The organism is Piscinibacter lacus (assembly GCF_016735685.1).
GTDB lineage: Bacteria > Pseudomonadota > Gammaproteobacteria > Burkholderiales > Burkholderiaceae_C > Aquariibacter > Aquariibacter lacus.
Window position 1 is genome coordinate 519,607 of sequence record NZ_JAERRA010000001.1, and the last position, 25,010, is coordinate 544,616.

The 25,010-nt window shown below is 72.7% G+C and carries 26 protein-coding genes; 7 read left to right on the plus strand and 19 right to left on the minus strand.

Translation table 11 applies throughout. The features are described 5' to 3' along the window. The first annotated feature begins 11 nt into the window (after positions 1–11). The 3 genes from JI742_RS02380 (at position 12) to JI742_RS02390 (ending at position 3,529) form a co-directional block, all read left to right on the plus strand. Positions 12–1,334, plus strand: coding sequence for an OmpP1/FadL family transporter (locus JI742_RS02380; protein ID WP_201823685.1), 1,323 nt, complete (start codon positions 12–14; stop codon positions 1,332–1,334). 61 nt (positions 1,335–1,395) lie between these two features. Then, positions 1,396–1,956, plus strand: a complete 561-nt coding sequence (locus tag JI742_RS02385) for a phosphatidylglycerophosphatase A family protein (RefSeq protein WP_201823688.1) — start codon at positions 1,396–1,398, stop codon at positions 1,954–1,956. 4 nt (positions 1,957–1,960) lie between these two features. Beyond that, a complete protein-coding gene (locus JI742_RS02390) occupies positions 1,961–3,529 on the plus strand; it encodes a nicotinamide-nucleotide amidohydrolase family protein (protein ID WP_201823691.1) in 1,569 nt (522 codons plus the stop codon). 98 nt (positions 3,530–3,627) lie between these two features. On the opposite strand, the gene holA is transcribed toward JI742_RS02390, so the two are convergent. From holA to JI742_RS02425, 7 genes are all read right to left on the minus strand, one after another. After that, a complete protein-coding gene (holA, locus tag JI742_RS02395) occupies positions 3,628–4,701 on the minus strand; it encodes a DNA polymerase III subunit delta (RefSeq protein WP_201823693.1) in 1,074 nt (357 codons plus the stop codon). A 24-nt stretch (positions 4,702–4,725) separates the two neighbouring features. After that, entirely contained in the window at positions 4,726–5,280 is a 555-nt protein-coding gene (locus tag JI742_RS02400; protein ID WP_201823695.1) for an LPS-assembly lipoprotein LptE, read from the minus strand. A gap of 16 nt (positions 5,281–5,296) precedes the next feature. Beyond that, a complete protein-coding gene (leuS, locus tag JI742_RS02405) occupies positions 5,297–8,098 on the minus strand; it encodes a leucine--tRNA ligase (protein WP_201823697.1) in 2,802 nt (933 codons plus the stop codon). A gap of 143 nt (positions 8,099–8,241) precedes the next feature. Next, on the minus strand, positions 8,242–8,658 hold the full coding sequence (locus tag JI742_RS02410; RefSeq protein WP_201823700.1) for an ExbD/TolR family protein: 417 nt from the start codon (positions 8,656–8,658) through the stop codon (positions 8,242–8,244). A gap of 16 nt (positions 8,659–8,674) precedes the next feature. Further along, positions 8,675–9,355 carry a MotA/TolQ/ExbB proton channel family protein gene (locus JI742_RS02415; protein WP_201823701.1) on the minus strand — a complete coding sequence of 227 codons (681 nt, stop codon included), beginning with the start codon at positions 9,353–9,355 and terminating at the stop codon, positions 8,675–8,677. Positions 9,356–9,371: 16 nt separating this feature from the next. Continuing rightward, positions 9,372–10,184, minus strand: coding sequence for a 4-hydroxy-tetrahydrodipicolinate reductase (dapB, locus tag JI742_RS02420; protein ID WP_201823703.1), 813 nt, complete (start codon positions 10,182–10,184; stop codon positions 9,372–9,374). A gap of 7 nt (positions 10,185–10,191) precedes the next feature. Further along, positions 10,192–10,761, minus strand: a complete 570-nt coding sequence (locus tag JI742_RS02425) for an outer membrane protein assembly factor BamE (protein WP_236676746.1) — start codon at positions 10,759–10,761, stop codon at positions 10,192–10,194. 134 nt (positions 10,762–10,895) lie between these two features. Here JI742_RS02425 and fur point away from each other — a divergent pair, with 134 nt between their 5' ends. Then, complete coding sequence (gene fur, locus JI742_RS02430; protein WP_201823704.1) at positions 10,896–11,336, plus strand: ferric iron uptake transcriptional regulator; 441 nt, start codon at positions 10,896–10,898, stop codon at positions 11,334–11,336. Between the two features lie 13 nt (positions 11,337–11,349). Here the strand turns inward: fur and hprK are convergent, their stop codons facing one another. The 3 genes from hprK to hpf all read right to left on the minus strand — a co-directional run bounded on the left by hprK (position 11,350) and on the right by hpf (position 13,356). Then, positions 11,350–12,300 carry an HPr(Ser) kinase/phosphatase gene (gene hprK / locus JI742_RS02435; protein ID WP_201823705.1) on the minus strand — a complete coding sequence of 317 codons (951 nt, stop codon included), beginning with the start codon at positions 12,298–12,300 and terminating at the stop codon, positions 11,350–11,352. Between the two features lie 30 nt (positions 12,301–12,330). Then, positions 12,331–12,801 carry a PTS sugar transporter subunit IIA gene (locus tag JI742_RS02440; RefSeq protein ID WP_201823706.1) on the minus strand — a complete coding sequence of 157 codons (471 nt, stop codon included), beginning with the start codon at positions 12,799–12,801 and terminating at the stop codon, positions 12,331–12,333. A 210-nt stretch (positions 12,802–13,011) separates the two neighbouring features. Beyond that, the gene (gene hpf, locus JI742_RS02445) at positions 13,012–13,356 is read right to left on the minus strand and encodes a ribosome hibernation-promoting factor, HPF/YfiA family (RefSeq protein WP_201823707.1); all 345 of its coding nucleotides are present in this window, start codon (positions 13,354–13,356) and stop codon (positions 13,012–13,014) included. A 340-nt stretch (positions 13,357–13,696) separates the two neighbouring features. Here hpf and corA point away from each other — a divergent pair, with 340 nt between their 5' ends. From corA to JI742_RS02460, 3 genes are all read left to right on the plus strand, one after another. Next, positions 13,697–14,665 carry a magnesium/cobalt transporter CorA gene (corA, locus tag JI742_RS02450; RefSeq protein ID WP_201823709.1) on the plus strand — a complete coding sequence of 323 codons (969 nt, stop codon included), beginning with the start codon at positions 13,697–13,699 and terminating at the stop codon, positions 14,663–14,665. Positions 14,666–14,856: 191 nt separating this feature from the next. Then, entirely contained in the window at positions 14,857–15,072 is a 216-nt protein-coding gene (locus JI742_RS02455; protein ID WP_201823711.1) for a hypothetical protein, read from the plus strand. Continuing rightward, entirely contained in the window at positions 15,069–16,271 is a 1,203-nt protein-coding gene (locus JI742_RS02460) for an MFS transporter (RefSeq protein ID WP_201823716.1), read from the plus strand. The genes JI742_RS02455 and JI742_RS02460 overlap by 4 nt, the downstream gene beginning before the upstream one ends. A gap of 75 nt (positions 16,272–16,346) precedes the next feature. On the opposite strand, the gene JI742_RS02465 is transcribed toward JI742_RS02460, so the two are convergent. From JI742_RS02465 to JI742_RS02505, 9 genes are all read right to left on the minus strand, one after another. After that, positions 16,347–17,390, minus strand: a complete 1,044-nt coding sequence (locus JI742_RS02465; protein ID WP_201823718.1) for an NAD(P)/FAD-dependent oxidoreductase — start codon at positions 17,388–17,390, stop codon at positions 16,347–16,349. Positions 17,391–17,403: 13 nt separating this feature from the next. After that, positions 17,404–17,847, minus strand: a complete 444-nt coding sequence (locus JI742_RS02470; protein WP_201823722.1) for a nuclear transport factor 2 family protein — start codon at positions 17,845–17,847, stop codon at positions 17,404–17,406. A gap of 4 nt (positions 17,848–17,851) precedes the next feature. Then, positions 17,852–18,640: an SDR family NAD(P)-dependent oxidoreductase gene (locus JI742_RS02475; RefSeq protein WP_201823724.1), complete on the minus strand. Its 789-nt coding sequence runs from the start codon at positions 18,638–18,640 to the stop codon at positions 17,852–17,854. 61 nt (positions 18,641–18,701) lie between these two features. Further along, positions 18,702–19,283 carry a DUF3833 domain-containing protein gene (locus tag JI742_RS02480; RefSeq protein WP_201823725.1) on the minus strand — a complete coding sequence of 194 codons (582 nt, stop codon included), beginning with the start codon at positions 19,281–19,283 and terminating at the stop codon, positions 18,702–18,704. Next, entirely contained in the window at positions 19,280–20,611 is a 1,332-nt protein-coding gene (locus JI742_RS02485) for an MFS transporter (protein WP_201823726.1), read from the minus strand. Before JI742_RS02485 ends, JI742_RS02480 begins: the two co-directional genes overlap by 4 nt. A 29-nt stretch (positions 20,612–20,640) precedes the next feature. Beyond that, positions 20,641–21,228 carry a chalcone isomerase family protein gene (locus JI742_RS02490; protein ID WP_201823727.1) on the minus strand — a complete coding sequence of 196 codons (588 nt, stop codon included), beginning with the start codon at positions 21,226–21,228 and terminating at the stop codon, positions 20,641–20,643. Positions 21,229–21,232: 4 nt separating this feature from the next. Further along, positions 21,233–22,492 (minus strand): SAM-dependent methyltransferase, encoded by a 1,260-nt coding sequence (locus tag JI742_RS02495; protein ID WP_201823728.1) that lies wholly within the window; start codon positions 22,490–22,492, stop codon positions 21,233–21,235. Between the two features lie 25 nt (positions 22,493–22,517). Next, positions 22,518–23,387: a DUF1365 domain-containing protein gene (locus JI742_RS02500; protein ID WP_236676747.1), complete on the minus strand. Its 870-nt coding sequence runs from the start codon at positions 23,385–23,387 to the stop codon at positions 22,518–22,520. 10 nt (positions 23,388–23,397) lie between these two features. After that, positions 23,398–24,738 (minus strand): NAD(P)/FAD-dependent oxidoreductase, encoded by a 1,341-nt coding sequence (locus JI742_RS02505; RefSeq protein WP_201826304.1) that lies wholly within the window; start codon positions 24,736–24,738, stop codon positions 23,398–23,400. Positions 24,739–25,010 lie beyond the last annotated feature (272 nt).

A 25,010-nucleotide genomic window follows, 5' to 3' on the forward strand; every position in this document is an offset into this window, starting at 1 on the left:
CGATCCCCGCCATGTCCACCCTCCGTGCCCTCCTCTCCCCCGGCCTGCTCGCGCTGGCCTTGGCCGCGCTGCCCGCCGCCGCCACCAACGGCTACTTCGCCCATGGCTACGGCCTGAAGGCCAAAGGCATGGGCGGCGCGGCCACCGCGCTGGCGCAGGACGCCTTCGGCGGCGCGAACAACCCGGCGTCCTTCGCCTTCGTCGGCGCGCGCTTCGATGTGGGTGGCGATGTCTTCCGCCCGGTCCGCGATGCCGAGCGCGAGGGCGCGCTCGGCCTGCCCCTCGGGCTCTTCCAGCTTGACGGCGCAAGCCGCAGCAACCGCGAGACCTTCCTGATCCCCGAGTTCGGCCTGAGCCGGCCGATCAACGAGCGCCTGGGCTTGGGCCTGACGGTCTATGGCAACGGCGGCCTCAACACCGCCTACCCCCAGGGCAACTACAGCTGCCTGCTGACCGGCTTCTCCAACAACCAGCTCTGCGGCCAGGGCAAGCTCGGCGTGGACCTGATCCAGCTTGTCGTCGCCCCGTCCCTGGCGTGGCGGTTCAGCGAGAAACAGGCTTTCGGGATCTCTCTGCTGCTGACGGCGCAGCAGTTTCAGGCCGAGGGCCTGCAGGCCTTCGACAACACCATTCCGCTCTTCAACTTCACCAGCCGCAAGGGCAAGGTCACCAACCGCGGCAAGGACCGCAGCTACGGCGTCGGCTTGCGGGTGGGCTACCTCGGCCACTTCTTCGACGAGCGCCTGAGCGTCGGCGCGGCCTATGCCAGCCGCACGCACATGAGCCGCTTCAAGAAGTACGAGGGCCTGTTCGCCGAGCAGGGCGATTTCGACATCCCGTCGAACTGGAGCCTGGGCCTTGCCCTCAAGCTCAGCCCGCGCTGGACCCTGGCGCTGGATGCCAACCGCATCCGCTTCAGCGAGGTCCGCTCGGTCGGCAACCCCAGCGCTTCGATGGCCCTGCTCGGCCAAGACAACGGCCCCGGCTTCGGCTGGCGTGACATCGACGTGCTCAAGCTCGGCCTCATCTGGCAGGCCACGCCCCGGCTGGCGCTGCGCGCGGGCGTCAACGTCGGCGACAACCCCATCCGCGGCGAGGACGTGACCTTCAACATCCTCGCGCCGGGCGTGGTCCGCAAGCACTTCACCCTGGGCTTCACCCAGAGCCTGGACGACAAGAGCGAGCTGACCGGCGCCTTCATGATCGCGCCGCGCGAATCGGTGCGCGGCACCTCCTTCTTCGACCGGGCCTTCGGCCTGCCCGGCATCGGTGGCGAGGAGACGATCCGCATGCGGCAGGTCTCGGTGGGCCTGGCCTACGGCCGCAGCTTCTGAGCCCGGGCGGCGCATGGCTTAGGCTTGCGGTCCGCCGCATCCTCAGCCCCCTGCGTCCGCCATGTCCGAAGCCCTTGCCCTGCCCGCGCCGCGCCGCGCCGATGCGCGCTTCATGCGCGGCCATCCCGCCCGCTGGCTGGCCCTGGGCTTCGGCTCGGGGCTCAGCCCGGTCGCGCCGGGCACGGTGGGCACGCTCTGGGCCTGGCTCAGCTTCCTGGTGCTCGATGTATGGCTCGACGACGCGGCCTGGGGCCTGCTGATCGCCCTGGGCCTGGGCGGCGGCTGGTGGGCCTGCACGCGCTGCGCGCAGCACCTGGGCACGGCCGACCCGGGCGCCATCGTCTGGGACGAGGTGATCGCCTTCTGGATCGTGCTGTGGCTGCTGACCCCGGCCGGTCTGATGGAACAGACCCTGGCCTTCGCCCTGTTCCGCTTCTTCGATGCCGCCAAGCCCGGCCCGGTGCGCTGGGCCGATGGCCTGTTCAAGCGCCGCGGCCTGGGCGCGGGCGGGCAGCCGCCGCGCATCGGCTGGGCCCAGGGCTTCGGCATCGTGCTCGACGACCTGGTGGCCGCACTCTGCACCCTGCTTGTGCTGGCGCTGCTGCGCTTTGCCGGGGTCTGAGCCGGTGGATGCCACGGACCCGGAGCTGCACGCGCAGCTCGATGCGCTGGCCGAAGCCCTGCGCGCCCGCGGCCTGCGCCTGGCCACGGCCGAAAGCTGCACCGGCGGCCTGATCGCCGCCGCCTGCACCGCGCGGCCCGGTTCCAGCCACTGGTTCGAGCGCGGCTTCGTCAGCTACAGCAATGCCGCCAAGACCGAGCTGCTCGGCGTGCCGGCCGGCCTGATCGAGGCCGAGGGCGCCGTCAGCGAGCCGGTGGCCCGCGCCATGGCCGAAGGCGCGCTGCGGCACAGCGCCGCCGACCTGGCCCTGGCCGTCACCGGCATCGCCGGCCCCGGCGGCGCGCGGCCCGGCAAGCCGGTCGGCACCGTCTGGCTGGCCTGGGCCTGGCACAGGGCGGGCGTGCCGTGCAGCGAGGCCCTGCACCTGCAATGGCCCGGTGACCGCCGCGCCGTGCGCGAGGCCACGCTGCACGAGGCCCTGGCCCGCGCCCTGGGCTGGGCGCTGGCGCAGCCCTTGCCTGCCGGGAAGGCGCCCGCGGCGGCGACCTGCGCCGAGCCGAATCCCGGCGACACCGCCACCGCCGCCGCCGCCGCCGCGCTGACAGCGCCTGTCGCCCTGCTCGCCGGCCGCTTCACGCCCGCCGAGCAGGCCTTCTGGGCCGAGGCCCTGCAGGCCGAGCTGGCCACGCTCGATCCGCCCTGGCGCCTGGTGAGCGAGCCGGCCCAGGGCCCGGCTGAGGCGATCCGCCTGGCCTTCGTCGCCAACCCGCCGCCCGGTGCGCTGGCCGGCTTGCCGGCGCTGGCGGCGGTGCAGTCGCTGTGGGCGGGGGTGGACCGGCTGCTGGCCGATCCCAGCCTGCCGGCCGATCTGCCGCTGGCGCGCATGGTCGATCCGGCCATGAGTGCCGCCATGGCCGAGACCGCGGTCTGGGCCGTGCTCGCCCTGCAACGCGGCTTCTTCGACTACGCGGCCCAGCAGCGCGCCGCGCTGTGGAACCCGCTGCCGCAGCGGCGGGCCGACGAGACCACGGTGCTGCTGCTCGGCCTGGGCCAGATGGGTGCGGCCGTGGCCCGCGCGCTCGCGCCGCTCGGCCACCGCCTGCTGGGCTGGCGCCGCAGCGCCGAGGCGCCCCGGCCGGCCGGCCTGCCGCCGAGCCTGCGGCTGCTGCCGGGCGAGGCCGGCCTGCGCGCCTCCCTGGCCGAGGCCGACCTGGTCATCAACCTGCTGCCGCTGACGCCCGCCACCCAGGGCTTCTTCGACGCCGCCCGGCTGGCGCAGATGCGGCCCGGCGCCGCCCTGATCCACCTGGCGCGCGGCGCCCAGGTGGTCGAGCCCGACCTGCTCGCCGCGCTCGACACCGGCCGCCTGCGCCATGCCGTGCTCGATGTCTTCGCGACCGAGCCGCTGCCGGCCGGGCATCCCTTCTGGCGCCATCCGCGCGTGACCGTGCTGCCGCATGCCGCCGCGCTGACCGACCCGCGCAGCGCGGCCCGCATCGCCGCCGCCAATGCCCAGGCCCTGACCGAGGGCCGGCCCCTGGCCCACCGGGTGGATCGCCTGCGCGGCTACTGAGCGCGCCCAGGGCCGGGCTGCGCCCCGCCCGCCCCCCGCGGGATCCAGGCGACTTGGCGCAGCCCGGCGAGTTTTGGGGAGGCGCTGCGGCCAGCGACTCAGCCGCGCCGTGCCGGGCCGGACCGCGCCGGCTGCGCCAGCGGCAGGGCCAGGCGCAGTGCAAGCTGCTCCAGCGCGGCCCAGGGCGAGGCGGGCCAGCCGGGCTGCGGCAGGCCCTTGACGATGCCGTCGCAGCGGTGCGCGTCGGCCAGGGCGGCATCCAGCCGGGCGGCGTCCAGCCGCGGCAGGGCGCGCTCGTAGAGCGCTTCCTTCGGCCCCCAGATGCGCTGCTCGCGCAGCACCGCCGCCAGCGGCTGGCCGGCGTCCAGGGCCTGCCGGCAGCGGCGCAGCGCACGGATGTCGTCGGCAATCGCCCAGTGCACCAGCACGGCGGCCTCGCCCTCGGCCTCCAGCCCGGCCAGCACGCGGCGCAGGCGCGCGACCTGGCCGCCGAGCAGGGCCTCGCCGAGCTTGAAGATGTCGTAGCGCGCCACCGGCAGCACCGCCGCCTCGATCTGCGCAGCCGACAGGGTGCCGGGCGGATGCAGCAGCGCGAGCTTGCGGATCTCCTGCGCGGCGGCCATCAAGTTGCCCTCCACCCGGTCGGCAAAGCGGGCCAGGGCCTGCTCGCCCTCGGGGCCGGGCGCGACATGCTGGCCCTGCGCCGCCAGGCGCCGCGCCAGCCAGGCCGGCAGCGCGGCGCGGCCGACCGGCTCGACCTTAACCGTCACGCCCGCCGCCTCCAGCGCGCCGAACCAAGCGCTGCCCATCTGCATGCGGTCCAGTCGCGGCAGGCTGACCACCGTCAGCGTGTCCTCCGGCAGCTGCGCGGCATGGGCTTGCAGCGCGGCGCTGCCGTCCTTGCCGGGCTTGCCCGAGGGGATGCGGATCTCGATCAGGCGCTTGTCCGCGAACAGGCTCATGGCCTGAGCCCCGCCCAGGATGCCGGACCAGTCCACATGCGCGCCGGCCACGGTGTGCACCTCGCGCTCGGTGTGGCCGGCCGCGCGGGCCGCGGCGCGGATCGTGTCGGCCGCTTCCAGCGCAAGCAGCGGCTCGTCGCCGTGCACGGTGTAGAGCGGCGCCAGCCCGCGCTGCAGATGCGCGGCCAGTTGATCGGCGCGGACCTGCATGGCCGGTGCCCGGATGCGTGCGACTCAGCGCGCCGCGGTGGCCGGCGGCGCCGGCAGGCGCAGCACCGCCAGGCGGCGCAGCACCTGGGCCGAAAGATCGTCTTCCATGGCGCGGTAGAGCAGGGCCTCCTCCTGCTCCTTGGCCAGGGCATTGCTCTCGTTGAAGCTCATGTCGCGCACCTGCACCAGCTCGGCATCCGGGGCCAGCAGGCGGCCGTCGGGCGTGCGCAGGCGGAAGGCCAGGCGGCTGCGCAGCGTGAACTCGCGCACCTGGCCGGCGGCCGTCTGCGCGGCGACCACCCGCTCGCGCTGGGCCAGCAGTGCGTCGATCACGACCTGGGCCTCGCGCGGCGAATCGACGACGCGGCTGCGGCCATCGGCCTCGATGTCGCGCTTGAGGGTCAGGGCCAGCGCCGTGCCGCGTTCGCCGAAGCCCTCCAGCGCCACGCGCTCGAAGGGCAGGCCGGCTGCGCCCCGAAGCTGGAAGCCGCAGCCCGTAGCCAGCAGGGCCAGGGCGGCGGCGGGGCCGGCACGCAGCAGGCGGCGGCGGAGCAGGGGGGCGGGGGCAGCAGCGGACATCGCGGGGCCTTCGGCTTCAGACGACCAGGTTGACGAGACGGCCGGGCACGACGACCACCTTCTTCGGCGGCTTGCCCTCGGTGAACTTCAGCGCATCGGGGGAGGCCAGCGCGGCCGCCTCGATGGCGGCCTTGTCGGCGCCGGCCGGCACGCGGATCGCGCCGCGCAGCTTGCCATTGACTTGCAGCACCAGCTCGATTTCGTCCTGCACCAGCGCGGCCTCGTCGACGGCGGGCCAGGGCGCGTCGAGCAGCTCGCCGATCGCCGTCGCGTAGCCGAGCTGCTGCCACAGCGCGTGGGTCAGGTGCGGGCAGGCCGGGTAGAGCGCGCGCAGCAGCACCGAGACGGCTTCGCACAGCACGGCGGCATCGCCGTCCGAGGCATCCGGCGCATAGGCATCGAGCGCATTCAGCAGCTTCATGCAGCCCGAGACCACGGTGTTGTACTGCATCCGCTCGTAGTCGTGGCTGACCTGGCGCAGCACCAGGTGCAGCTCGCGGCGCAGGGCCTTGGCCTCGGCGCGCAGCGGCGCGGCCGACAAGTCCGAGGCCGTCGCGCGGACCAGCGTGGCGGACTGCTTCTGCGCGTAGGACCACACCCGCTTGAGGAAGCGGTGCGCACCCTCGACCGCCGACTCGTTCCACTCCAGCGTCTGCTCCGGCGGCGCCGCGAACATCACGAAGAGGCGGGCGGTGTCGGCGCCGTAGCGGTCGATCAGCTCCTGCGGATCGACGCCGTTGTTCTTCGACTTGGACATCGTGCCGACGCCCTGGTAGTCGATGGCGGTGCCGGCGGGCAGGCCGTCCTTGTCGGCCTTGAGCCGCGCGCCGACCACCTTGCCGCCGGCATCCAGCACATGCTCGACCTCATGCGGCCAGAAGTACTCGATGCCGCCCTGCTCGCTGCGGCGCGAGTAGATGTGGTTGAGCACCATGCCCTGGGTCAGCAGCTTCCTGAAAGGCTCGCTGACGGTGACCAGCTTCAGGTCGCGCATCACCTTGGTCCAGAAGCGCGCGTAGAGCAGGTGCAGGATCGCGTGCTCGATGCCGCCGATGTACTGGTCCATCGGCATCCAGTGCTGCGCGCCGGCGCCGACCATGGCCTGGCCGTTCGTCGGATCGCAGTAGCGCATGAAGTACCAGGACGAATCGACGAAGGTGTCCATCGTGTCCGTCTCGCGCCGCGCCGCGGCGCCGCAGACCGGGCAGGTGACGCCGGCATGGAAGCCCTCGTGCCTGTGCAGCGGGTTGCCGCTGCCGTCGGGGATGCAGTCCTCCGGCAGCACGACGGGCAGGTCCTGCTCGGGCACCGGCACCGCGCCGTGTTCGGGGCAGTGGATGATGGGGATGGGCGTGCCCCAGTAGCGCTGGCGGCTGATGCCCCAGTCGCGCAGGCGCCAGGTGATCTTCTTTTCGCCCAGGCCTTTCGCGGCGAGCAGTTCGGCGACCTTGTCCACCGCGGCCGCGTGCGGCAGGCCGTCGAGCACCCCGGAGTGGATGCACACCAGGGATCCCGACTTGTCGGCGTACCAGTCCTGCCAGCGGCGCGCGTCGAACACGCGCGAGTCGGCCCGGGCGGGGGCGCCGGGTGACGATTTCTGCTCGCAGCATGAGGAACCCGGCGCCCCCGCCCGGGCCGACGGGCCCTCGCCTTCGCCGATCACCTGACGGATCGGCAGGCCGTACTTCAAGGCGAAGGCAAAGTCCCGCTCGTCATGTGCAGGCACGCCCATCACCGCGCCGTCGCCATAGCCCATCAGCACATAGTTGCCGACCCAGACCGGCACCTCGGCGCCGGTCAGCGGGTGGCTGACGACCAGGCCGGTCGGCACGCCCTTCTTCTCCTGCGTGGCCAGTTCGGCCTCGGTGGTGCCGCCGGCCTTGCATTCGGCAATGAAGGCGGCCACCTCGGGGCGGCCCTGCGCGGCATGCAGGGCCAGCGGATGCTCGGGCGCGACGGCGCAGAAGCTGACGCCCATGATCGTGTCGGCGCGCGTCGTGAACACATACAGCCGCCCGCCGCCGATCGGCGCGCCGTCGGCGCCCGCAATCGTGTGCGGGAAGGCAAAGCGCACGCCGCTGCTCTTGCCGATCCAGTTCTCCTGCATCAGCCGCACGCGCTCGGGCCAGCCGCTCAGGTAGTTGGGATCTTCGGGGTCGGTGACGGCCGAGAGCAGCTCCTCGGCATAGTCGCTGATCTTCAGGTAGTAGCCCGGGATCTCGCGCTTCTCGACCAGCGCGCCGCTGCGCCAGCCGCGGCCGTCGATGACCTGTTCATTGGCCAGCACCGTCTGGTCCACCGGGTCCCAGTTGACGACCTGGGTGCGGCGCTCGCAGATGCCGGCCTCCAGCATCTTCAAGAAGAGCCACTGGTTCCACTTGTAGTAAGACGGCTGGCAGGTGGCCAGCTCGCGCGACCAGTCGATGGCCAGGCCCATGGCCTGCATCTGGCCCTTCATGTGGGCGATGTTCGAGTAGGTCCAGGCGGCCGGCGGTACCTTGTTCTTCATGGCCGCGTTCTCGGCCGGCAGGCCGAAGGCGTCCCAGCCCATGGGCATCAGCACATTCATGCCCTTCATCCGCAACTGGCGGGTGAGCATGTCGTTGATGGTGTAGTTGCGCACATGCCCCATGTGCAGCTTGCCGCTGGGGTAGGGCAGCATGGAGCAGGCGTAGAACTTGGGCTTGTCCGTGTCTTCGCTGACGCGGTAGGCATCGCGCGCGGCCCAGTGCGCGCGGGCGGCGGCCTCGACGGCCTGCGGGTCGTAGCGGCTGCCGTCGGCAGCGGAATCGGCGGGGGCTTGCGGGGCAGCGCTCATGCGGCAGGGGGCGCGGGCGCGCCCTCGGGGAGGCGATGGATCGGGGGGCCGGCGGGGCCCGGCCCGGCGCGGCGCAGCGGCCGGCGGCGGGGCCCGGGAAGAGCAGCTGATTCTAGGTGGCGGGTCCGCGGCCGCCGGCCCGCTCAGGGCCGGGCCTGGGTGACGAAGGCGATGCGGCTCAGGCCGGCTTGCTGAAGCGTGTCGATCAGGCCGGCCACCTCGCCATAGGGCACGGCGCGGTCGGCCTGGAGATGCACTTCGGTGGCCGGGTCCTGCGCCGCCGCGGCGGCCAGGCGGGCGGCAAGCTGGCTGCGGTCCAGCGCGGCTTCGTTCAGGCGCAGCCCACCCTGGGCATCCAGGCTGAGCCGCAGGGCCTGCGGCGCGGCGGCGGCCGGCGGGGCCTCGCTGCTCGGCAGCTTCAGGCCGAGCCGGCCGGTCAGCAGCGGGGCGCTGACGAGGAAGACCACCAGCAGCACCAGCATCACGTCGATGAGCGGCGTCATGTTGATCTCGCTCATCGGCCGGGCCGAGGCGCGGCGTTCAAGGCGGCCGAAGGGCATGGCGGGCGGCGGCGTCTCAGGCCCGCGGCCCGGGCGGACTGCCCGGCGCCCCGGCGCGGCCCAGGCGCCAGGCGCGCAGGTCGTGGGCCCAGCCTTCCAGCTCGGCCTCGCAGGCGGCCAGGCGCTGGCCGAAGGCGTTGTAGGCCAGCACGGCCGGGATGGCCACGGCCAGGCCGGCAGCGGTCATCACCAGGGCCTCGCCGACCGGGCCGGCCACCGCGTCGATGCCCTGCACCTCGCTGCCGGCCAGGCCGAGCAGGGCCTTGGTCACGCCCCAGACGGTGCCGAACAGGCCGACGAAGGGGGCGGTCGCGCCGATCGAGGCCAGCACGACCTGACCGGTCTGCAAGCGCAGCAGGCCGGCGTGCAGGGCGTCGCGCAGGCGGCGGGTCAGGCGGTCCTCGGCCGAGGTCTCGGCGGCCAGGCTGCCCGGGCCGTCGTCCTGCACGGCGGCATCGACCATGGGCAGCAGCAGGGCCTCGCGGTCCAGGGCCTGGAGCTGGCGGCGGGCCTGGTCCAGATCGGGCGCGGCCCAGAAGGCCGGCAGGGCCAGGGCCAGGTCGCGCCGCAGCCGGGCCAGCACCCGACCGCGCCAGAGGATCAGCACCCAGCAGACGACCGACATGGCCAGCAGCAGCAGGGCCACGGCCTGGCCGACGGGGTCGCCGGCGTGCCAGAGCTCGGCGATGCGGTCCATGGCGGCGGGGGCGGGCTCAGCCAAGGCCGAGCACGGCGTCCATGTCGAACAGGCCGGCGCGGCGGCCGGCCAGGAAGCGCACCGCGCGCAGGCTGCCCTGCGCATAGGTGGCCCGGCTGCTGGACTTGTGGCTGATCTCGATGCGCTCGCCGGTGCCGAGGAACATGACGGTGTGGTCGCCCACCACGTCGCCGCCGCGCACGGTGGCGAAGCCGAGGGTGGAGGGGTCGCGCTCGCCGGTCACGCCCTCACGGCCGTAGACGGCGCAAGTCTTCAGGTCGCGGCCCAGGGCCTCGGCGATGACCTCGCCCATCTTCAGCGCGGTGCCGCTGGGCGCATCGACCTTGTGGCGGTGGTGGGCCTCGACGATCTCGATGTCATAGCCCTGGCTCAGGGCCCGGGCGGCCTGCTGCAGCAGCTTGAGCACGACATTGACGCCGACGCTCATGTTGGGCGCCATGACGATGGCGATGTCCTCGGCCGCCGCGGCGATGGCGGCCTTGCCGGCCTCGTCGAAGCCGGTGGTGCCGATGACCAGGGCGGTGCCCTGGCGGCGGCAGGCGGCCAGGTGGGCCAGGGTGCCGGCGGGGCGGGTGAAGTCGATCAGCGCGTCGGCGCCAGCCAGGGCGGCATCCAGGTCGGCGGTGATGGTCACGCCGCTGGTCTGGCCGAGGAAGGCGGTGGCGTCCTGGCCCAGGGCCGGGCTGCCGGCGATGTCGAGGGCGCCGGCGAGCACGCAGTCCTCGGCGGCCAGCACGGCTTCGATCAGCATGCGGCCCATGCGGCCGGAGGCGCCGGCAATGGCGATGCGGTGGGGACCTTGGCTCATCAGGGGGTCAGGGGGTTTCGAGCGGGGGGTAGGCCCGCGCCGGGCCGGCCGCCGGGCGCGCTGCGGCGGGTGCCGTGGCAGCAGGCGCGGCCGCCTTGGGCGCGGGCAGGGCGCGCAACTGGGCCTCGCTCAGCTCCAGCACCGGCGTCTTGCCCTTGGACTTGCCGGTGTCGATGCTCTCGACGAAGTCGCGCTCGCTGGGCAGCTCGTCGGCTTCCAGGCTCTCCAGCGCGTCGCCCTTGAACAGGGCCGTGATGCGCCGCTGCTGGTAGGCGGTGCCGGCGCGGCGGATGGTGAAGACGTAGTCCCAGCGGTTCTCGTGGAAGGCGTCGGCGATCAGCGGCGAGCCCAGCAGCTCGCGCACCTGGCTGCGGCTCATGCCGGTGCGCACGCGTTCGAGCATCTCGCGGGTGACCACATTGCCCTGCACCACGTCGATCCGGTAGGGCGTGACCACGCCGAGCATGCGGTCGGTCAGGCTCGGCCCGGTGGGGGTGAGGCCGCAGCCGCTCAGCACCAGGCCGCAGCCGGCCAGCATCAGCGCCCGCCCGCGGGCTGGGAGTGGGTTTTTGCTCATCGCAGGGTGGGCCACAGGCCAGGGGGACGGTCCTGCCGCCGGGCAGGATCCGCAAGCTTCGACGCCACCCGGCGGGCGGCCCGATATGATCGTTTCATTCTAGAGGAGCCCCCCGGGGCGTCTTGGAGGCCCCCATGAATCACGCCGACGAACTCAAGAGCAGCGGGCTGAAGGCCACGCTGCCCCGCATCAAGATCCTGGAAGTCTTCCAGCGGTCCAAGGTGCGCCACCTCACCGCCGAGGATGTCTACAAGGCCCTGCTGACCGAGGGCGCCGACATCGGCCTGGCCACCGTCTACCGCGTGCTGATGCAGTTCGAGCAGGCCGGCCTGCTTTCGCGCAACCACTTCGAGAGCGGCAAGGCGGTCTTCGAGCTCAACGAGGGCCAGCACCACGACCACCTGGTCTGCCTGGATTGCGGCGCGGTCGAGGAGTTCTACGACGCGCAGATCGAACTGCGCCAGCGCGAGGTCGCCGAGTCGCGCGGTTTCCGCTTGCAGGAACATGCGCTGGCGCTCTACGCCCATTGCGAAACGAGCGACTGCGCCCGGCGCCGCGAACGCGGCGGCCGCTGAAGCGCGCGCGGGCTCACTGCCCGCGTTCCATGGCCGCCTGGTGGCGGGCGATGAACTCGCGGTAGGTGTCGATGCCGCGCAGTTGCAGCACGGTGTTGCGCACCGCGGCCTCGACCAGCACCGCCAGGTTGCGGCCCGCATCGACCGCGATCACCACCTTGCGCACCGGCACGCCGAGCACGGTCTCGTAGAGCGGCTCGTTGGGCAGGCGGTCGAACTCGCGGTCCATGGTCTCCTGCCGCACCAGGTGGACGATCAGCTTGAGCCGCATCTTCCGGCGCACGGCGGTCTCGCCGAAGATGGCCTTGATGTCGAGCAGGCCGATGCCGCGCACCTCCAGCAGGTTCATCAGCAGCGGCGGGCAGCGGCCCTCGATGGCGGTCTGCGAGATGCGGAACAGGTCGACCGCATCGTCGGCCACCAGGCCGTGGCCGCGCGAGATCAGCTCCAGGCCCAGCTCGCTCTTGCCCAGGCCGGATTCGCCGGTCAGCATCACGCCCAGGCCGAGGATGTCGAGGAAGACGCCGTGGCGCGTCGTGCGCTCGGCGAAGTGATGGGCCAGGAAAGTGCGCAGCACGTCGATCACGTGGCCGGCGGATTCCGCCGTCACGAAGAGCGGGATCTCGGCGCGCTCGCACATGGCCACCAGGCGGTCGGGCGGCGTCACGCCGTCGGCCACGATCAGCACCGGCGGCTCCAGCGTGACGATGCGCGAGATGCGGCGCTCCTGGTCCTCGGCCGTGCTGTGGCCAAGGTAGTGGGCCTCGCGCAGCCCGACGATCTGCACCCGGTAGGGATGCAGGTAGTTCAGGTAGCCGACCAGGTCGGCAGCCGACTGAGCATCGCGCACCGCGATCTCGTCGAAGCGTCGCTCGGGGTGGGCATGGCCTGCAATCCACTCCCAGCGGAGCGAGGCCCGGTGCGTCTCGAACAGCGCCTCGGCGCTGATGACATCGGCTTTCATGGCCCCGATCCTAGCGGGGCCGCCGGCGGATCAGGCCACCGTCTTGAGCGGCGCCCAGCCTTCGATCAGCGCATGCACCTGAGTCGCCTCGGGCTCGGTCTTCAGGCGCTCGCGCAGTTCCCGGTCGGACAGCAGCTCGGCGATTTCCGACAGGATTTCCAGGTGCCGCTGGGTCGCGGCCTCGGGCACCAGCAGGAAGATCAGCAGGGTGACGGGCTCGTCGTCCGGCGCATCGAAGGGGATGGGCTGGCGCGTGCGCAGCACCGCGGCCAGCGGGTTCTTCAAGCCCTTGATGCGGCCGTGCGGAATGGCCACCCCGTGGCCCAGGCCGGTCGACCCGAGACGCTCGCGGGCGAAGAGGTTGTCGGTCACGGTCGCGCGGGCGATCGCGTGACGGTTCTCGAACAGCAGGCCAGCCTGCTCGAAGACGCGCTTCTTGCTGGTGGCGTCCACATCCACCAGCACATTGCTGACGGGCAGGATGGTGGAGAGACGGTTCATCGGGAACGACGCGGCGGTTTTGACGCGGAAGCTGGGCCGACGCTGCTGCAAAAGTGAAAACGATTATAGAAACGCGGGGACACCCTGCCGGCGACGCGTCGGTTGCGTCGCGGCAACGGCCTTTGCCGCGGGCTTCGGACACGAAAACGGCCCCCGCGGGGGCCGTGCTCTTCGCTTCACCGACCCTCAAGGGGTCGCGTGCCGCGGGGATCAGATCATGCCGGCCAGCGGCTGCTTCTTGATCGATTCATGGTGATGGTCCTGCAGGCGGTCCTTATGGCGGATCACCTGGCGGTCCAGCTTGTCCATCAGCTCGTCGATCGCGGCGTACAGATCGGCATGGGCGGACTCGACGTAGATGTCGCGGCCCTTCACATGCAGATTCACCTCGGCCTTCTGGCGGCGCTCCTTCTCCTTCAGCTTCTCCACGCTCAGAACCACGGCGACATCGACCACCTGGTCGAAGTGGCGGGTGATCCGGTCCAGCTTGGTCATCACGTATTCACGCAAGGACGGGGTCACCTCGAGATGGTGTCCGCTGATCGTCAGATTCATGGGAACTCCTTTCACGGGAAGGACGGGGGCCGGTCTGCCCCCGGGGCCTGCGCAACGGGGTGTCGAGCAGGCTTGATCCCAGACTACGCCCCTGCGCCGCCTGTGACAAGTCCATGACCTGCCGGCCGCCCCGGGCGACCGCCGAGGGCCTGGGGCCGGTGCGATACTTCACGCCGTTCCGAAGCAACGGAGTCACCTTGGACGCCCCCTCGCCCCCTCGGTGACCGCCGCTCCGACCGCAGGCACATGGCCCAGGGAGCGCGCGGTCGCCCCCTGACCGGCCCCCGCCGAGCCCCGCTCGCCGGCCGTGTCCGTTCCATCCGTCTGGTCGGAGCCCCCCATGCTGAACGTCTTCACGCTGGCCCACGGCCGGCTGTTCCAGGAAGAGATCGAAAGCGCCGAGGCGCTGTCCCATGTCGAGCCCGTCTGGGTCGATCTGGAGAACCCGACGCCCGAGGAAAAGGGCTGGATCGCCGGCCGCTTCGGTCTGGTCATTCCCGAGAACATTGTCGACGACGACCTGGAAGAGTCGGCCCGCTTCTACGAGGACGACGAGGGCCAGCTCCATCTGCGGACGGACTTCCTGCTCGACGACGACGAGGAGCGCGGCTCGCGCAATGTCCGCGTCGCCTTCATCCTGCACCGCAAGGTGCTGTTCTCCGTCCATGCCGAGGACCTGCCGGTCTTCCGCCTGCTGCGCCTGCGCGCGCGCCGCATCCCGGCGCTGATCGAGGACGCGAAGGACGTGCTGCTCAAGCTCTACGACGCCGACACCGAGTACTCGGCCGATGCGCTGGAGGGCGTCTATGACGCGCTAGAGTCGGTCTCGCAGCGGGTGCTGCGCTCCTCCGTCAACGACGAGGCCGCCGCCGAGGCCCTGGCCGCCATCGCCCGCCAAGAAGACCTGAACTCGCGCATCCGCCGCAATGTGATGGACACCCGCCGCGCGATCAGCTTCATGATGCGCAGCCGCATGCTGGGCGCCGAGCAGTTCGAGGAGGCGCGCCAGATCCTGCGCGACATCGACTCGCTCGATTCGCACACAGCCTTCCTCTTCGACAAGATCAACTTCCTGATGGATGCCACCGTCGGCTTCATCAACATCAACCAGAACAAGATCATCAAGATCTTCTCGGTGGCCAGCGTCGCCTTCCTGCCGCCGACGCTGATCGCCAGCATCTACGGCATGAACTTCAAGGTGCTGCCCGAGCTGGACTGGTCGCTCGGCTACCCCTGGGCCCTGGGCCTGATGCTCGCCAGCGCCATCGCCCCCTTCCTCTACTTCAAGAAGCGGGGGTGGTTGGGGTGAGGCCCGCGGCTCCAAGCCGGCCGATGCCGGCTTGGACGGGCCGAACCGCCCGAGCTCCGCGAGGGCGTGGGGTGAGCCAGGCTGAAGACGGTCCCTTCGGACCGTCTTCAGCCTGGCTCACGGTCCGGGCGTCCCGCCCGGGCCTGGGCGCGCATCGCTCCACCCATCCCACCCAGGACCGGGATGTCCCCATGCCCCTCCGCACCCAACTCCGCCTCCTCGCCGCCGCCGCCCTGATCGTGCTGTGCGTCTTCCTCCTCTGGCTGCGCCATGCCGAGAGCCTCTGCCTGGCGCAGGGCGCCCGCTGGGCCGAGGGTGAATGCCACTTCGACGAGCGCGAGCCGAGCCGGGCCGTGCCGCTCGGCCGCGTGCCCTTCCCCCCTGCCCCCGCGGCCTCGCGGCCGTGAGCCCGCTCCCGCCCGCCGCGCCATCCGCCGCGCCGCCCGGCACGCAGCGCACCGTGCTGCGCGTGGTGGCTGCCGTGGTGCTGCTGGTGCTGATGTTCAGCCTGGTCAGCCCGGTGCTGGCCGTGCGCTTGCAGGCCCAGGCCCACAGCGCGGCGGCCATCGGCTTCGTGCTGATGCTGCCCTTCGCGACCGTGGCCTGCGCGCTGCCGCTGCTGCCGCGGCTCTTCGCGCGCTTCGGCCCGGGGCCCGTCCTGCGCGCCGGCCTGGCGCTGGAGACCCTGGCCACCGGCCTCTACTTGCTCAGCCCCGACTTCCGCTGGGTCTGCGCGGCCGGCGTGCTCTGCGGCCTGGGCGCGGCGGCGGCCTGGAACGGCACCGAGGCCTTGATCGCCCACCATGCGCCGCCGGCCGCCCGCGGCCGCTGGACGGGGCTCTACCAGACGGCCCTGGGCGGCGCGCTGGCGCTCGGCCCCTTCCTGCCCGGCCTGCTCGGCTTGGGCACGCAGGCGGCGCTGGGCCTGGCCCTGGCGGGTCAGATGGGGGCGGTGCTCATGTGCCTGGGCCCTGCCGTCGATGCCCTGCAGGCCAGTCCGCCCGGTGCGCCGGCGCGCGGCAGCGGCTGGGCGCTGCGGCAGCGGCCGGGCCTGGTCTGGTGTGCGCTGGTGGGCGGCGTTTTCGAGGCCGGCCTGGCGGCGCTCTCGGCCGCCCAGGGCGCCGCCCTGGGCTGGAGCCTGGGCGCGGCCACCGCCCTGGCCGGCGTGCTGGGCGTGGGCAGCTTCCTGCTGCAATACCCGGCCGGGCATGCGGCCGACCGGGTCGGCGCCCGGCCGCTGCTGGCCGGCGCCGCCGCGCTGCTGCTGCTGGCGACCCTGCCGCTGGCCCTGGGCGCGCCGGCCGAGCCCTGGCTGTGGCCGGCGGTGGCGGCCTGGGGCGGCGTCGGCGGTGCGCTCTACACCCTGACGATGGTTCGCACCGCCCAGGCTTTCGCCAGCCAGTCGGCCCTGGCCGGCACGGCGGCGGTGATCGGCGGCTACACGGTCGGGGGGGCGATCGGCCCGCTGATCAGCGGCAGCCTGCTCGACCGGGCCGGCCTGCCCGGCCTGGCCAGCGGCCTGTGCCTGCTGGCGCTCAGCGTGGCCCTGCTGGCCTGGCGCGAGCGGCCGGCTGCCGGGTCCGCGGCCAGTGGCCCGGCGGGCTGAGGCCCCCGGCATCGCCGATCAAGCCTGGCGCCGCGGCGTCCGCCCGCTCGGGCGCGGGGTGATCCGCCCAGCCGCTCAGCCGCCCAGCACGCGATCGACCAGGGCCCCGGCACTGAGCCAGGCGCGCTCCAGGCCGTCGAGCGGCATCGCAGCCTCGGAGCTGCCCAGCCAGCCGTCGCCGCAACTGCCCAGGCCGAGGGCGGCCGACCATCCGCAGGGCGCCGCGGCGGCTTGCAGCAACTGGGCGTAGCGCCAGCGGTGGACGGCGGCATGCGTCGGCGCGCCGCCGGGGGCGGCCTCGCCCAGGGCGTCCCGCAAGGCGTGCAGCATGGGCGCGAGCAAGGCCTCGGGCGGCGTGTCGATCGCGGCCAGGCTCCAGTCGGCCCGGGCATGGGCGGTCCAGCGGGTCGGGGCGAGGTCGGCGGCCCCGGTATCGAAGGCGTCCTGGCGGAAGGCCAGGGCCAGCGGGCCCTCGGCCGGCCGCAGCAGGTGCGGGCCGCCGGGCTGGGGGTCGGACCAGGCGGCCATCAAGGTGATGCAGGCCTCGCTGCGGCAGGCGGCCAGCAGGGCGGCCTGGGCCGGGTCGTGCGGTTGAAGCAGGGGCACCGCCTGCTCGGCTGGCACGGCCAGCAGCACGGCATCGAAGCGGGTATCACCCAGCGCGGCGCGGGCCGGCTCTTCGGCCAGTTCAAGCAGCCAGCCGGTGGACTCGCGCCGCAGGCCGCGCACGGTGGCCTCGGTCAGCAGCCGCAAGCCGCGGCCGACGAGGCGCTCGCGCAAGGCCTGCGGCCAGGCGTTCATGAAGGGCGCGCCGCGCCAGGCGGGGGCGTCGGAAGGCCCGGGGTCGAGGTCGAGCAGCCGCTGGCCGGCCGGTGCGGCATGCAGCAGGCCCTGGGTTGCCGCCGCTGCCACGGCGGCCTGGAAGGCCGGCGTGCGGGCCCGGAAGGCGCCCGCCCCGTGGTCGAAGGGGCCCACCGGGCTGCGCCGCGTCGCGCAGCGGCCGCCGGGGCCGCGGCTCTTTTCCAGCAGGGTGACCTGCGCGCCGGCGTCGAGCAGGCGCTCGGCAGCCCGCAAGCCGGCCAGGCCGGCACCGACCACGGCGATCGTCTGGCGCGTCATGGGCCGCGATCCTTCAGCGATTGGCCTGGCGCTTGAGCCAGCGCATCAGCGCGCCCACGCCGGGCAGCTTCTCGTAGAGCTCTTCGGCCGCATCCCAGTAGTCGCGGTGCAGCTCGATGCGGCCATCGGCCGCGAAGCGCAGGTGGCTGCCGCCGTGCACGGTCTGCAAGTCCGGGCTGAAGCGGCGGAAGTGGAAGAGGAAGTCCCAGACCAGGAAGCACTGCCCGCCCTGGACGATGGCTTCGCGCACGACGAAGCGCGGCTCGCGCAGCGCGACGAACATGTGCGTGAAGACCGCACGGATCGCCGCATGGCCCTGCACCTGGTTGAAGGGGTCCTTGAACACGGCGTCCGGCGTGTAGAGCGTGTCGAGCCGCTCGACATCGCCCGGCTGCAGGGCTTCGAAGGCCTCGATGATGCGTTGGACGCGCGGGTCCGCGCAGCCGGGGACGGGCATGGCTTCAGCCTCCGGTGGCGCGCCGTACGGCCGCGAAGTAGGCGCCGTCGCCCAGCAGGCCCAGGGCCTTGAGCACGCGGGTGAAGCGCTTGGGGAAATGGATCTCGAAGCGGCCTTCCGACCAGCCGCGCAGGATGGCCTCGGCCGCCTGCTCCGGCGTGAGCAGGGCCGGCATGGTGAAGGTGTTCTGGGCGGTCAGCGGCGTCTCGACGAAGCCCGGGTTGACCAGGGACACGCCCAGGCCGCGCGCATGCAGGTCCAGGTAGAGCACCTGGGCCAGGTTGATCAGCGCCGCCTTGGTCGGCCCGTAGGCCAGGGCCTTGGGCAGGCCGCGGTAGCCGGCCACGCTGGCGACCAGGCTGAGGTGGCCGCTGCCCTGGGCCAGCAGCGTGGGCAGCAGCGCATCGAGCATGTGCAGCGCGCCCGTCACATTGATCTGCTGGTGCTTGAGCATCTCGTCGAGGTCGAAGGCCGTGGCGCGCTGCGGCTTGTAGTGGCCGGCGCAGTACATGGCCAGGTCCAGCGTGCCGCGCGGCCCGGCGGCCGCCAGGCGCTTGACCGCCGCGGCCGCGGACTGCATGGCCTCGCGGTCGGTCGCGTCGAAGGGAAGGGCGACGGCGCCCGGATGCTGGAGGGCGAATTCGTCCAGCGCCTCGCGGCTGCGCGCCGAGACGACGACGCGCGCGCCGCGTGCATGCAGCGCGCTGGCGGTGGCGCGGCCGATGCCGCTGGAGGCGCCGATCAGCCAGACGAGACGGTCTTGCCAGTCGCTCAGGCGGGGGTTCAGGCTCATCGAAGGCTCCGGGGAACGGCGATCGGGTTCGATGCGAAAGACCGTGGGGCGGGGGGCAAGCTCAGCGTGCGGCCGGCTTGTGGAAGGCGAGGGTGACCTCGCCGAGACGGATGCCGAACTTGCTCATCACCGCCTTGTTCAGCATGACCTGGTCGTCGATCAGGTACATCCAGTCGTCGAACTGAACCTCGTAGACCGTGCCGTCGACCGGCAGCTTGAGCGTGTAGCGCCATTGCAGGGCATTGCCTGCGGCGCGGCCCTCGGCCTCGCCCTTCACGTCGGCGGCGGTGCCGGTGTAGCGGCCGCCGCCGTGGTCGATCACGGTCCAGACGCGGCGCTCGGTGCTGCCGTCGCTGTAGGCAAAGCGCTCGTCCAGCGTGCCGCGCGGGCCGTCCCAGCGGCAGTCCATCGTCACCGTGAAGCGGCGCTTGACCTTGCCGCCGCGGTCGGTGAACACGCCGTGGGCCAGCACCCGGCCGTCGAAGTAGCGCTTGAGGTCGAGCACCGGGGTTTCGGCGGCGTAGTCGGCCGGGCTCGGCGCGCTGGCGCAGCCGGCCAGGGTGCCCAGGCCGATCAGGCCCAGGCCGCCCAGGCGGCGCAGGGTGGCGCGCCGGTCCGGCGCAGGGGGCAGCGTGCGGTTCATGGGGCAGGGTTCTCGTCGAGTCGGATCAGGCGCTGCAGCGCGGCCGCGGCCAGCAGCTTCAGCAGACAGGGGAGCAGGCAGTAGGCCAGGGTCAGCGCGCCCAGGGCGGCCGGCTCGCGGGCGCCCGGCGCATAGCCCAGCAGGCCCAGCAGCGGCAGGGCCAGGCCGGCGGCCAGGGCCAGGTTCAACTTGGTCGCGAAGGCCCACCAGCCGAAGTAGGCGCCCTCGGCCCGGTCACCGTGGCCGGCGCGGCGGATCAGGCCGGCCAGCAGGGCGGCGGGCAGGGTCAGGTCGGCGCCCAGGGCCAGGCCGCTGGCCAGGCAGACGATCAGGAAGGCCGTGGTGTCGCCGGCGCCCAGCAGGGCCGCGCCCGAGAAGGCGGCGATCGCCAGCCCCATGCTGGCCTGCCAGGCCCGCGCCAGGCCGTAGCGCGCGACGGCCCGCACCCAGGCCGGGATGCTCAGCGCGCCGGCCAGGAAGTAGGCGGCCAGGAAGGCCGGCTCCCAGGCCGGGGCCTGCAGCCGGTCTCGGATGAAGAAGAGCACCAGCGTCGCCGGCAAGGCGCTGGCGATGCCGTTGAGCACGAAGACCAGCATCAGCCGCCGGAAGGCCGGCACCTGCCAGGGCAGGCCCAGCGGCACCGCCGCCACCGGCCCACCACGCGGCGCCTGCGGTTGCGGCGCGCGCGCCAACAGGCCGATGCCCAGGGCCAGGGCCAGCAGGAAGACGGCCGTCATGGCTTGCAGGCCGGCCAGGCTGGGCAGCACGCTGGCCACCACCACGCCGATCAGGGCCGCGCCTTCGCGCCAGGCCACCACCCGCGCGCGGCCGGGCGCGTCGCCGCCCAGGCGGGCGCCCCAGGCGTTGTGGATCACGCCCACCGTGCTGTAGCCCAGGTAGGCCAGCACCAGCATGGCCGCGGCCCAGGCCAGCAGCGGGTTCTGGCCCTGCACCGGCGGGAAGAAGAGGCCGGTGAAGGCCGCGCCCAGGACGAAGGCCGCCAGCGCCGCGACGGCCCAGGCCCGGCGCGGTGACCGGGCGAACAACCGGTCCACGGCGCGGCCGATCCAGGGGTCGGCGACGGCATCGACCAGCCGGGTCGCCAGCAGCAGGCCGCCCAGCAGGCCCAGCGGCATGCCGAAGGCCGCCGCATAGTGGTTGGGCAGCAGCACGTAGAGCGGCAGGGCAACGAAGGCCAGCGGCAGGCCGAGCAGGCCGTAGCGCAGGCCCGGCCCGGCGCCACGCAGGGCGGCAGCCTCCGCTGGCGGACGCGGCCCCTCGGCCGGCGCAGGACCGGGCAGGGGCGGGGCGTGGGCGGGCGTGGGCATGGCGGATCGGGCCGGCCGGGGCGGCCGGCTCAGCGGTCGAGCCCGAGCAGGCTGCGTCTCAGCTTGGGCTGGGAGCTGGCCGGCGCAAGCCAGATGCCGAAGAAGAGCCGGGCGAAGTCCGCATCGCGCAGGCTGGCGCGCGGGCTGCCGTTGAAGGTGAAGGCCGCGCCCTCGCCGGGGCGCAGCAGGCCGGTCAGGCGATCGCCGTCCTTCACGTCGGGAAAGGCCTCGCGCATGAAGGCCAGCCAGCTCGCCGACTGCTCGGCGCTGAAGGGGCCGATGCCGCGCATCTCCTCGATCGAGCGTTCGGCGATCTTGACGCCATCGAGGCTGCGGGCGTAGCGCAGCACCAGGGCCAGGGGCTGGCGGCCAGGCTCGCCCTCGCCGGCCTGGAAGCCGGGGCCGGCCCAGAGTTCGGCGTCGTAGATGTGCAGGCCGAAGTAGCGCAGGCGGCCCTGGCCGACCAGCCGCGCCTCGGGCAGCTCGCGCGCCACCTCGGGCGGCATTGCGGGGGCTGCCGCGCGGCCCAGCCCGGGCAGGCCGCCCAGGCCCAGGGCGGCCAGCGCCAGCACAAGCTGGCGGCGGTTCGCAAGACGGGGCGGGTGGGGGCGCGTCATGGCCTCAGCCCGGCTTGCGCAGCGTGAACTGCACGACATTGGTGTTGCCCATGGCGAAGGCCGCCTCGCAATAGGCGAGGTAGAACTCCCAGATGCGCATGAAGCGGGTGTCGAAGCCCAGGCGACGCACCCGGCCGTCCTGGCCGAGGAAGGCCTCGCGCCACCGCTTGAGCGTCTCGGCATAGTCCGGCCCGAAGGCCAGCCGCCGCTCGACCAGCAGGCCGTGCTTGCCCGCCATGGCCTCGAACTGGCTGATGCTCGGCAGCAGGCCGCCCGGGAAGATGTATTGCTGGATGAAGTCCGTGCTCTTGACGTAGCGGTCGAAGAGGTCGTCGCGGATGGTGATGGTCTGGATGCAGGCCAGGCCGCCCGGCTTGAGCTGGCGCTGCACGGTGTCGAAGTAGCTGTCCCAGTATTCGCGGCCCACGGCCTCGAACATCTCGATCGAGACGACGGCGTCGAAGGGGCCATCGTCGATCTCGCGATAGTCCTGGTAGCGCAGCCGGGCCTGCTCGGCCAGGCCGGCGGCCTGCATGCGGGCCTGGCCCCAGGCGAGCTGCTCGCGCGAGATGGTCACGCCGTCGAGTCGGGCGCCGAACTCGGTGGCCGCCACCTCGGCCAGGCCGCCCCAGCCGCAGCCGATCTCCAGCACGCGGCAGCCCGGGCCGGCCTGCACCTCGCGCAGGGCCCGGCGCACCTTGGCGCGCTGGGCCTCGGGCAGGGGGCGGTCCAGCTCGCCTTCGAACAGCGCGCTGGAATAGCTCATTGTCTCGTCCAGCCAGAGGCTGTAGAAGCCATTGCCCAGGTCGTAGTGGGCGTGGATGTTCTTTTCGCTGCCGGCCTTGGTGTTGCGGTTGAGCAGGTGCTTGATGCGATAGAGCAGCGCGCCCCACCACGAGCCATAGACCACCGACTCGATCGCATCCCGGTTGGCGATGAAGACCTTGAGCAGGGCGGCCAGGTCGGGCGTGGTCCAGCGGCCGTCGATGTAGGACTCGGCAAAGCCGATGTCGCCCGACTTCAGCGCGGCGCTGCACGCCGACCAGTCGAGCAGGCGCAGCGCGCCGTGGCGCTCCTGGGTGCTGGGGTGCGGCTCGCCAAAGCGCAGCAGGCTGCCATCGGGCAATTGCACGTCGAGGGTGCCGTGCTGCAACTTCTGCAGCAGGCCAAAGACGACGCGGGCCGCGGCCGGCGCGCCGGCCGGCAGGGCGCTGAGGGCCCCGAAGGTCGGGACGGTGGCGGAGGGTTCGTGACGGGAGCTCATCGGCGGGTTCCGGGTCGGGCGGCGCTCAGGGATGCGCCGGGGTGGCTTGCGTTCGGCCGGGCGGCAAGGCCGGCGCCTCGGTGCGCGGGCTGTCCTGGCTCAGGAAGCGGGCCGGCGGTTCGGGCTTGCGGAAGAAGGGCACGCGCTTGCGCCACAGCTTGAGCGCCTGCCAGTGGATGCGGGCCATCACGCCCAGGGTCATCAGGGGATGGCCCCAGAAGGCGCGGCGCAGGCTGGCGGCGTCCAGCGGATGGAGGCGGCCGCTGAGGCAGGTTTCGAGCAGCGGGCCCTCGGCATCGTCATGGTCCACGCAGGCAATCAGGTGCTCGGCACCCTGGCGCTGTGCGGCCCGGCCGGTGCGCAGGAAGCGGAAGCGGTAGCGCCCCTCGACCTTGCAGAAGGGCGAGACGTGGAAGACCTTGGCCGCCTGAAGCTCGCGGCCCCAGACCAGCTCCGGCCCCCGCAGCAGGTAGGCATGGCGTTCGCCGAAGGTGTTGTTCACCTCGGCCAGCACGGCGGCCAGCGTGCCGTCGGCCCGGTGGGCGTACCAGAAGCTCACCGGCTTGAAGACGTAGCCGAGCACCCGCGGATAGGTCTGGAGCCAGATCTCGCCGGTGGCGTCCTCGATGCCGGATTCGGCCAGCAGGCCTTCGAACCAGGCCAGCGCGTCGGGGCCGCCGAGGCCGTGGTCGGCATCGTGGAAGCTGATCGGCGCGAAGCGGTTGCGCGCCAGCGCTTCGTCGGGCCGGGCACGCAGGCTGCGCAGCGGCAGGACGAGGCTGTAGGTGGCGTAGCTGAAGGCATGCGCCTGCGGCCGCAGCCGGCGGTGCTTGACCCAGCCGAAGGCGATCTGCGGCCGGTCGCCGGACTCGGGCAGGGCGCGGTTCGGCATCATGCCAAGGCCTTCAGGCGAACTGCGCAAGCGGCTGGCGCGGCGCGTCCGCCGGGGCGGGCAGGCCCTCCAGCGCGCGGGCCACGGCCAGGCCGGACTTCAGGCCGTCCTCATGGAAGCCGTAACCCGTCCACGCGCCGCAGAACCAGGTGTTGCGCTCGCCCTGCAGGGCGGGCAGCTCCCCTTGGGCGCGCACGGCGGCCAGGTCGAAGACGGGATGGGCGTAGTCGTATTCGCCGATAACTTGCTGCGGCTCGCGCACCGGGTTGAGCGAGACGACAACCGGCTGCGCGAAGGGCAGGGGTTGCAGCTTGTTCAGCAGGTAGTGCAGGCAGACCGAGGCCTGCTCGCGCTGGCTGCTGAGTGCGCGCTCGTAGTTCCAGGCCGCCCAGGCCTTGCGGCGTTCGGGCAGCACGGTGGTGTCGGTGTGCAGCACCGCGCGGTTGCGGTGGTAGCGGATCGCGCCCAGCACGCGGCGCTCCTCGGGGCTGGGATCGGCCAGCAAGGCCAGGGACTGGTCGCTGTGGCAGGCCATGACCACATGGTCGAAATCCTCGCTGCCCTGCAGCGTCCACACCCGCACGCCGCCCGGCACGCGGCTGACCTTGTCGACGGCCAGGCCCAGGCGGGCATCGGGCAGGCGCTCCAGCATGCGCTGCACATAGTGCTTGGCGCCGCCGCGCACGGTGAACCACTGCGGCCGGTCCTTCACCTGGATCAGGCCGTGGTTGTGGCAGAAGCGGATCATGGTGCCGATAGGGAAGCGCAGCATCTGGTCGGTCGGGCAGGACCAGATGCAGCCGATCATCGGCAGGAAGTACCAGTCGCGGAAGCGCGCATCGAAGCCCTCGGCATCGAGGAAATCGCCAATGGGCTGGGCCATCTCGGCTTCCAGGCCGCGCTCGGCCCGCGCCGTGCACAGGCGGTTGAAGCGCAGGATCTCGCGCAGCATGTGCCAGAAGGCCGGTCGCAGCAGGTTGCTGCGCTGGGCAAAGACGGTGTCGAGATCGCTGCCGTTCCATTCCAGCGCGCGACCGGCACCGAAGGCTTCGGGCACCCGCACGGAGAAGGACATGTCCGAGGGCGCGGTGGCCACGCCCAGGTCGGCGAAAAGCTGGATCAGATTGGGGTAGGTGCGCTCGTTGTAGACGAGGAAGCCGGTGTCCACGCCGTGGCGCACCGTCTTGCCGCTGGCATCGGGCAGGCTCACGTCCACGGTGTGGGTGTGACCGCCGAAGTAGCTGCCAGCCTCGAAGAGCGTGACCCGGGTGTCGGGATGCCGCTGCGGGTCGGCCAGCGACCAGGCCGCGGACAGGCCGGCGATACCGGAGCCGATGACGGCGATTCGCCGCAGCGGCCTCAAGCTCGACCTCCGCCGGCCGGATGAGAAAACGCCGCGAAGCTGCCCCGAGCGAAGGAGGGAGGGAGGGAGGAGGAGAAGACACGCTCGGAACGGACCGGGGCTCGCGGGGAGACCGGGCTTCGCGACGGGAAACCGTCGGGACCTTGTTCACGGGCTCGGGCCCGCAACCACGTCCTCACCCCTAGATCGAGGCCCCTGCCGGTAAGTTCCGCCCCGGCCGGCCGGGCGCTTGGGCGGCCGGCGGGGCAAGGGGTCTGTCGGCT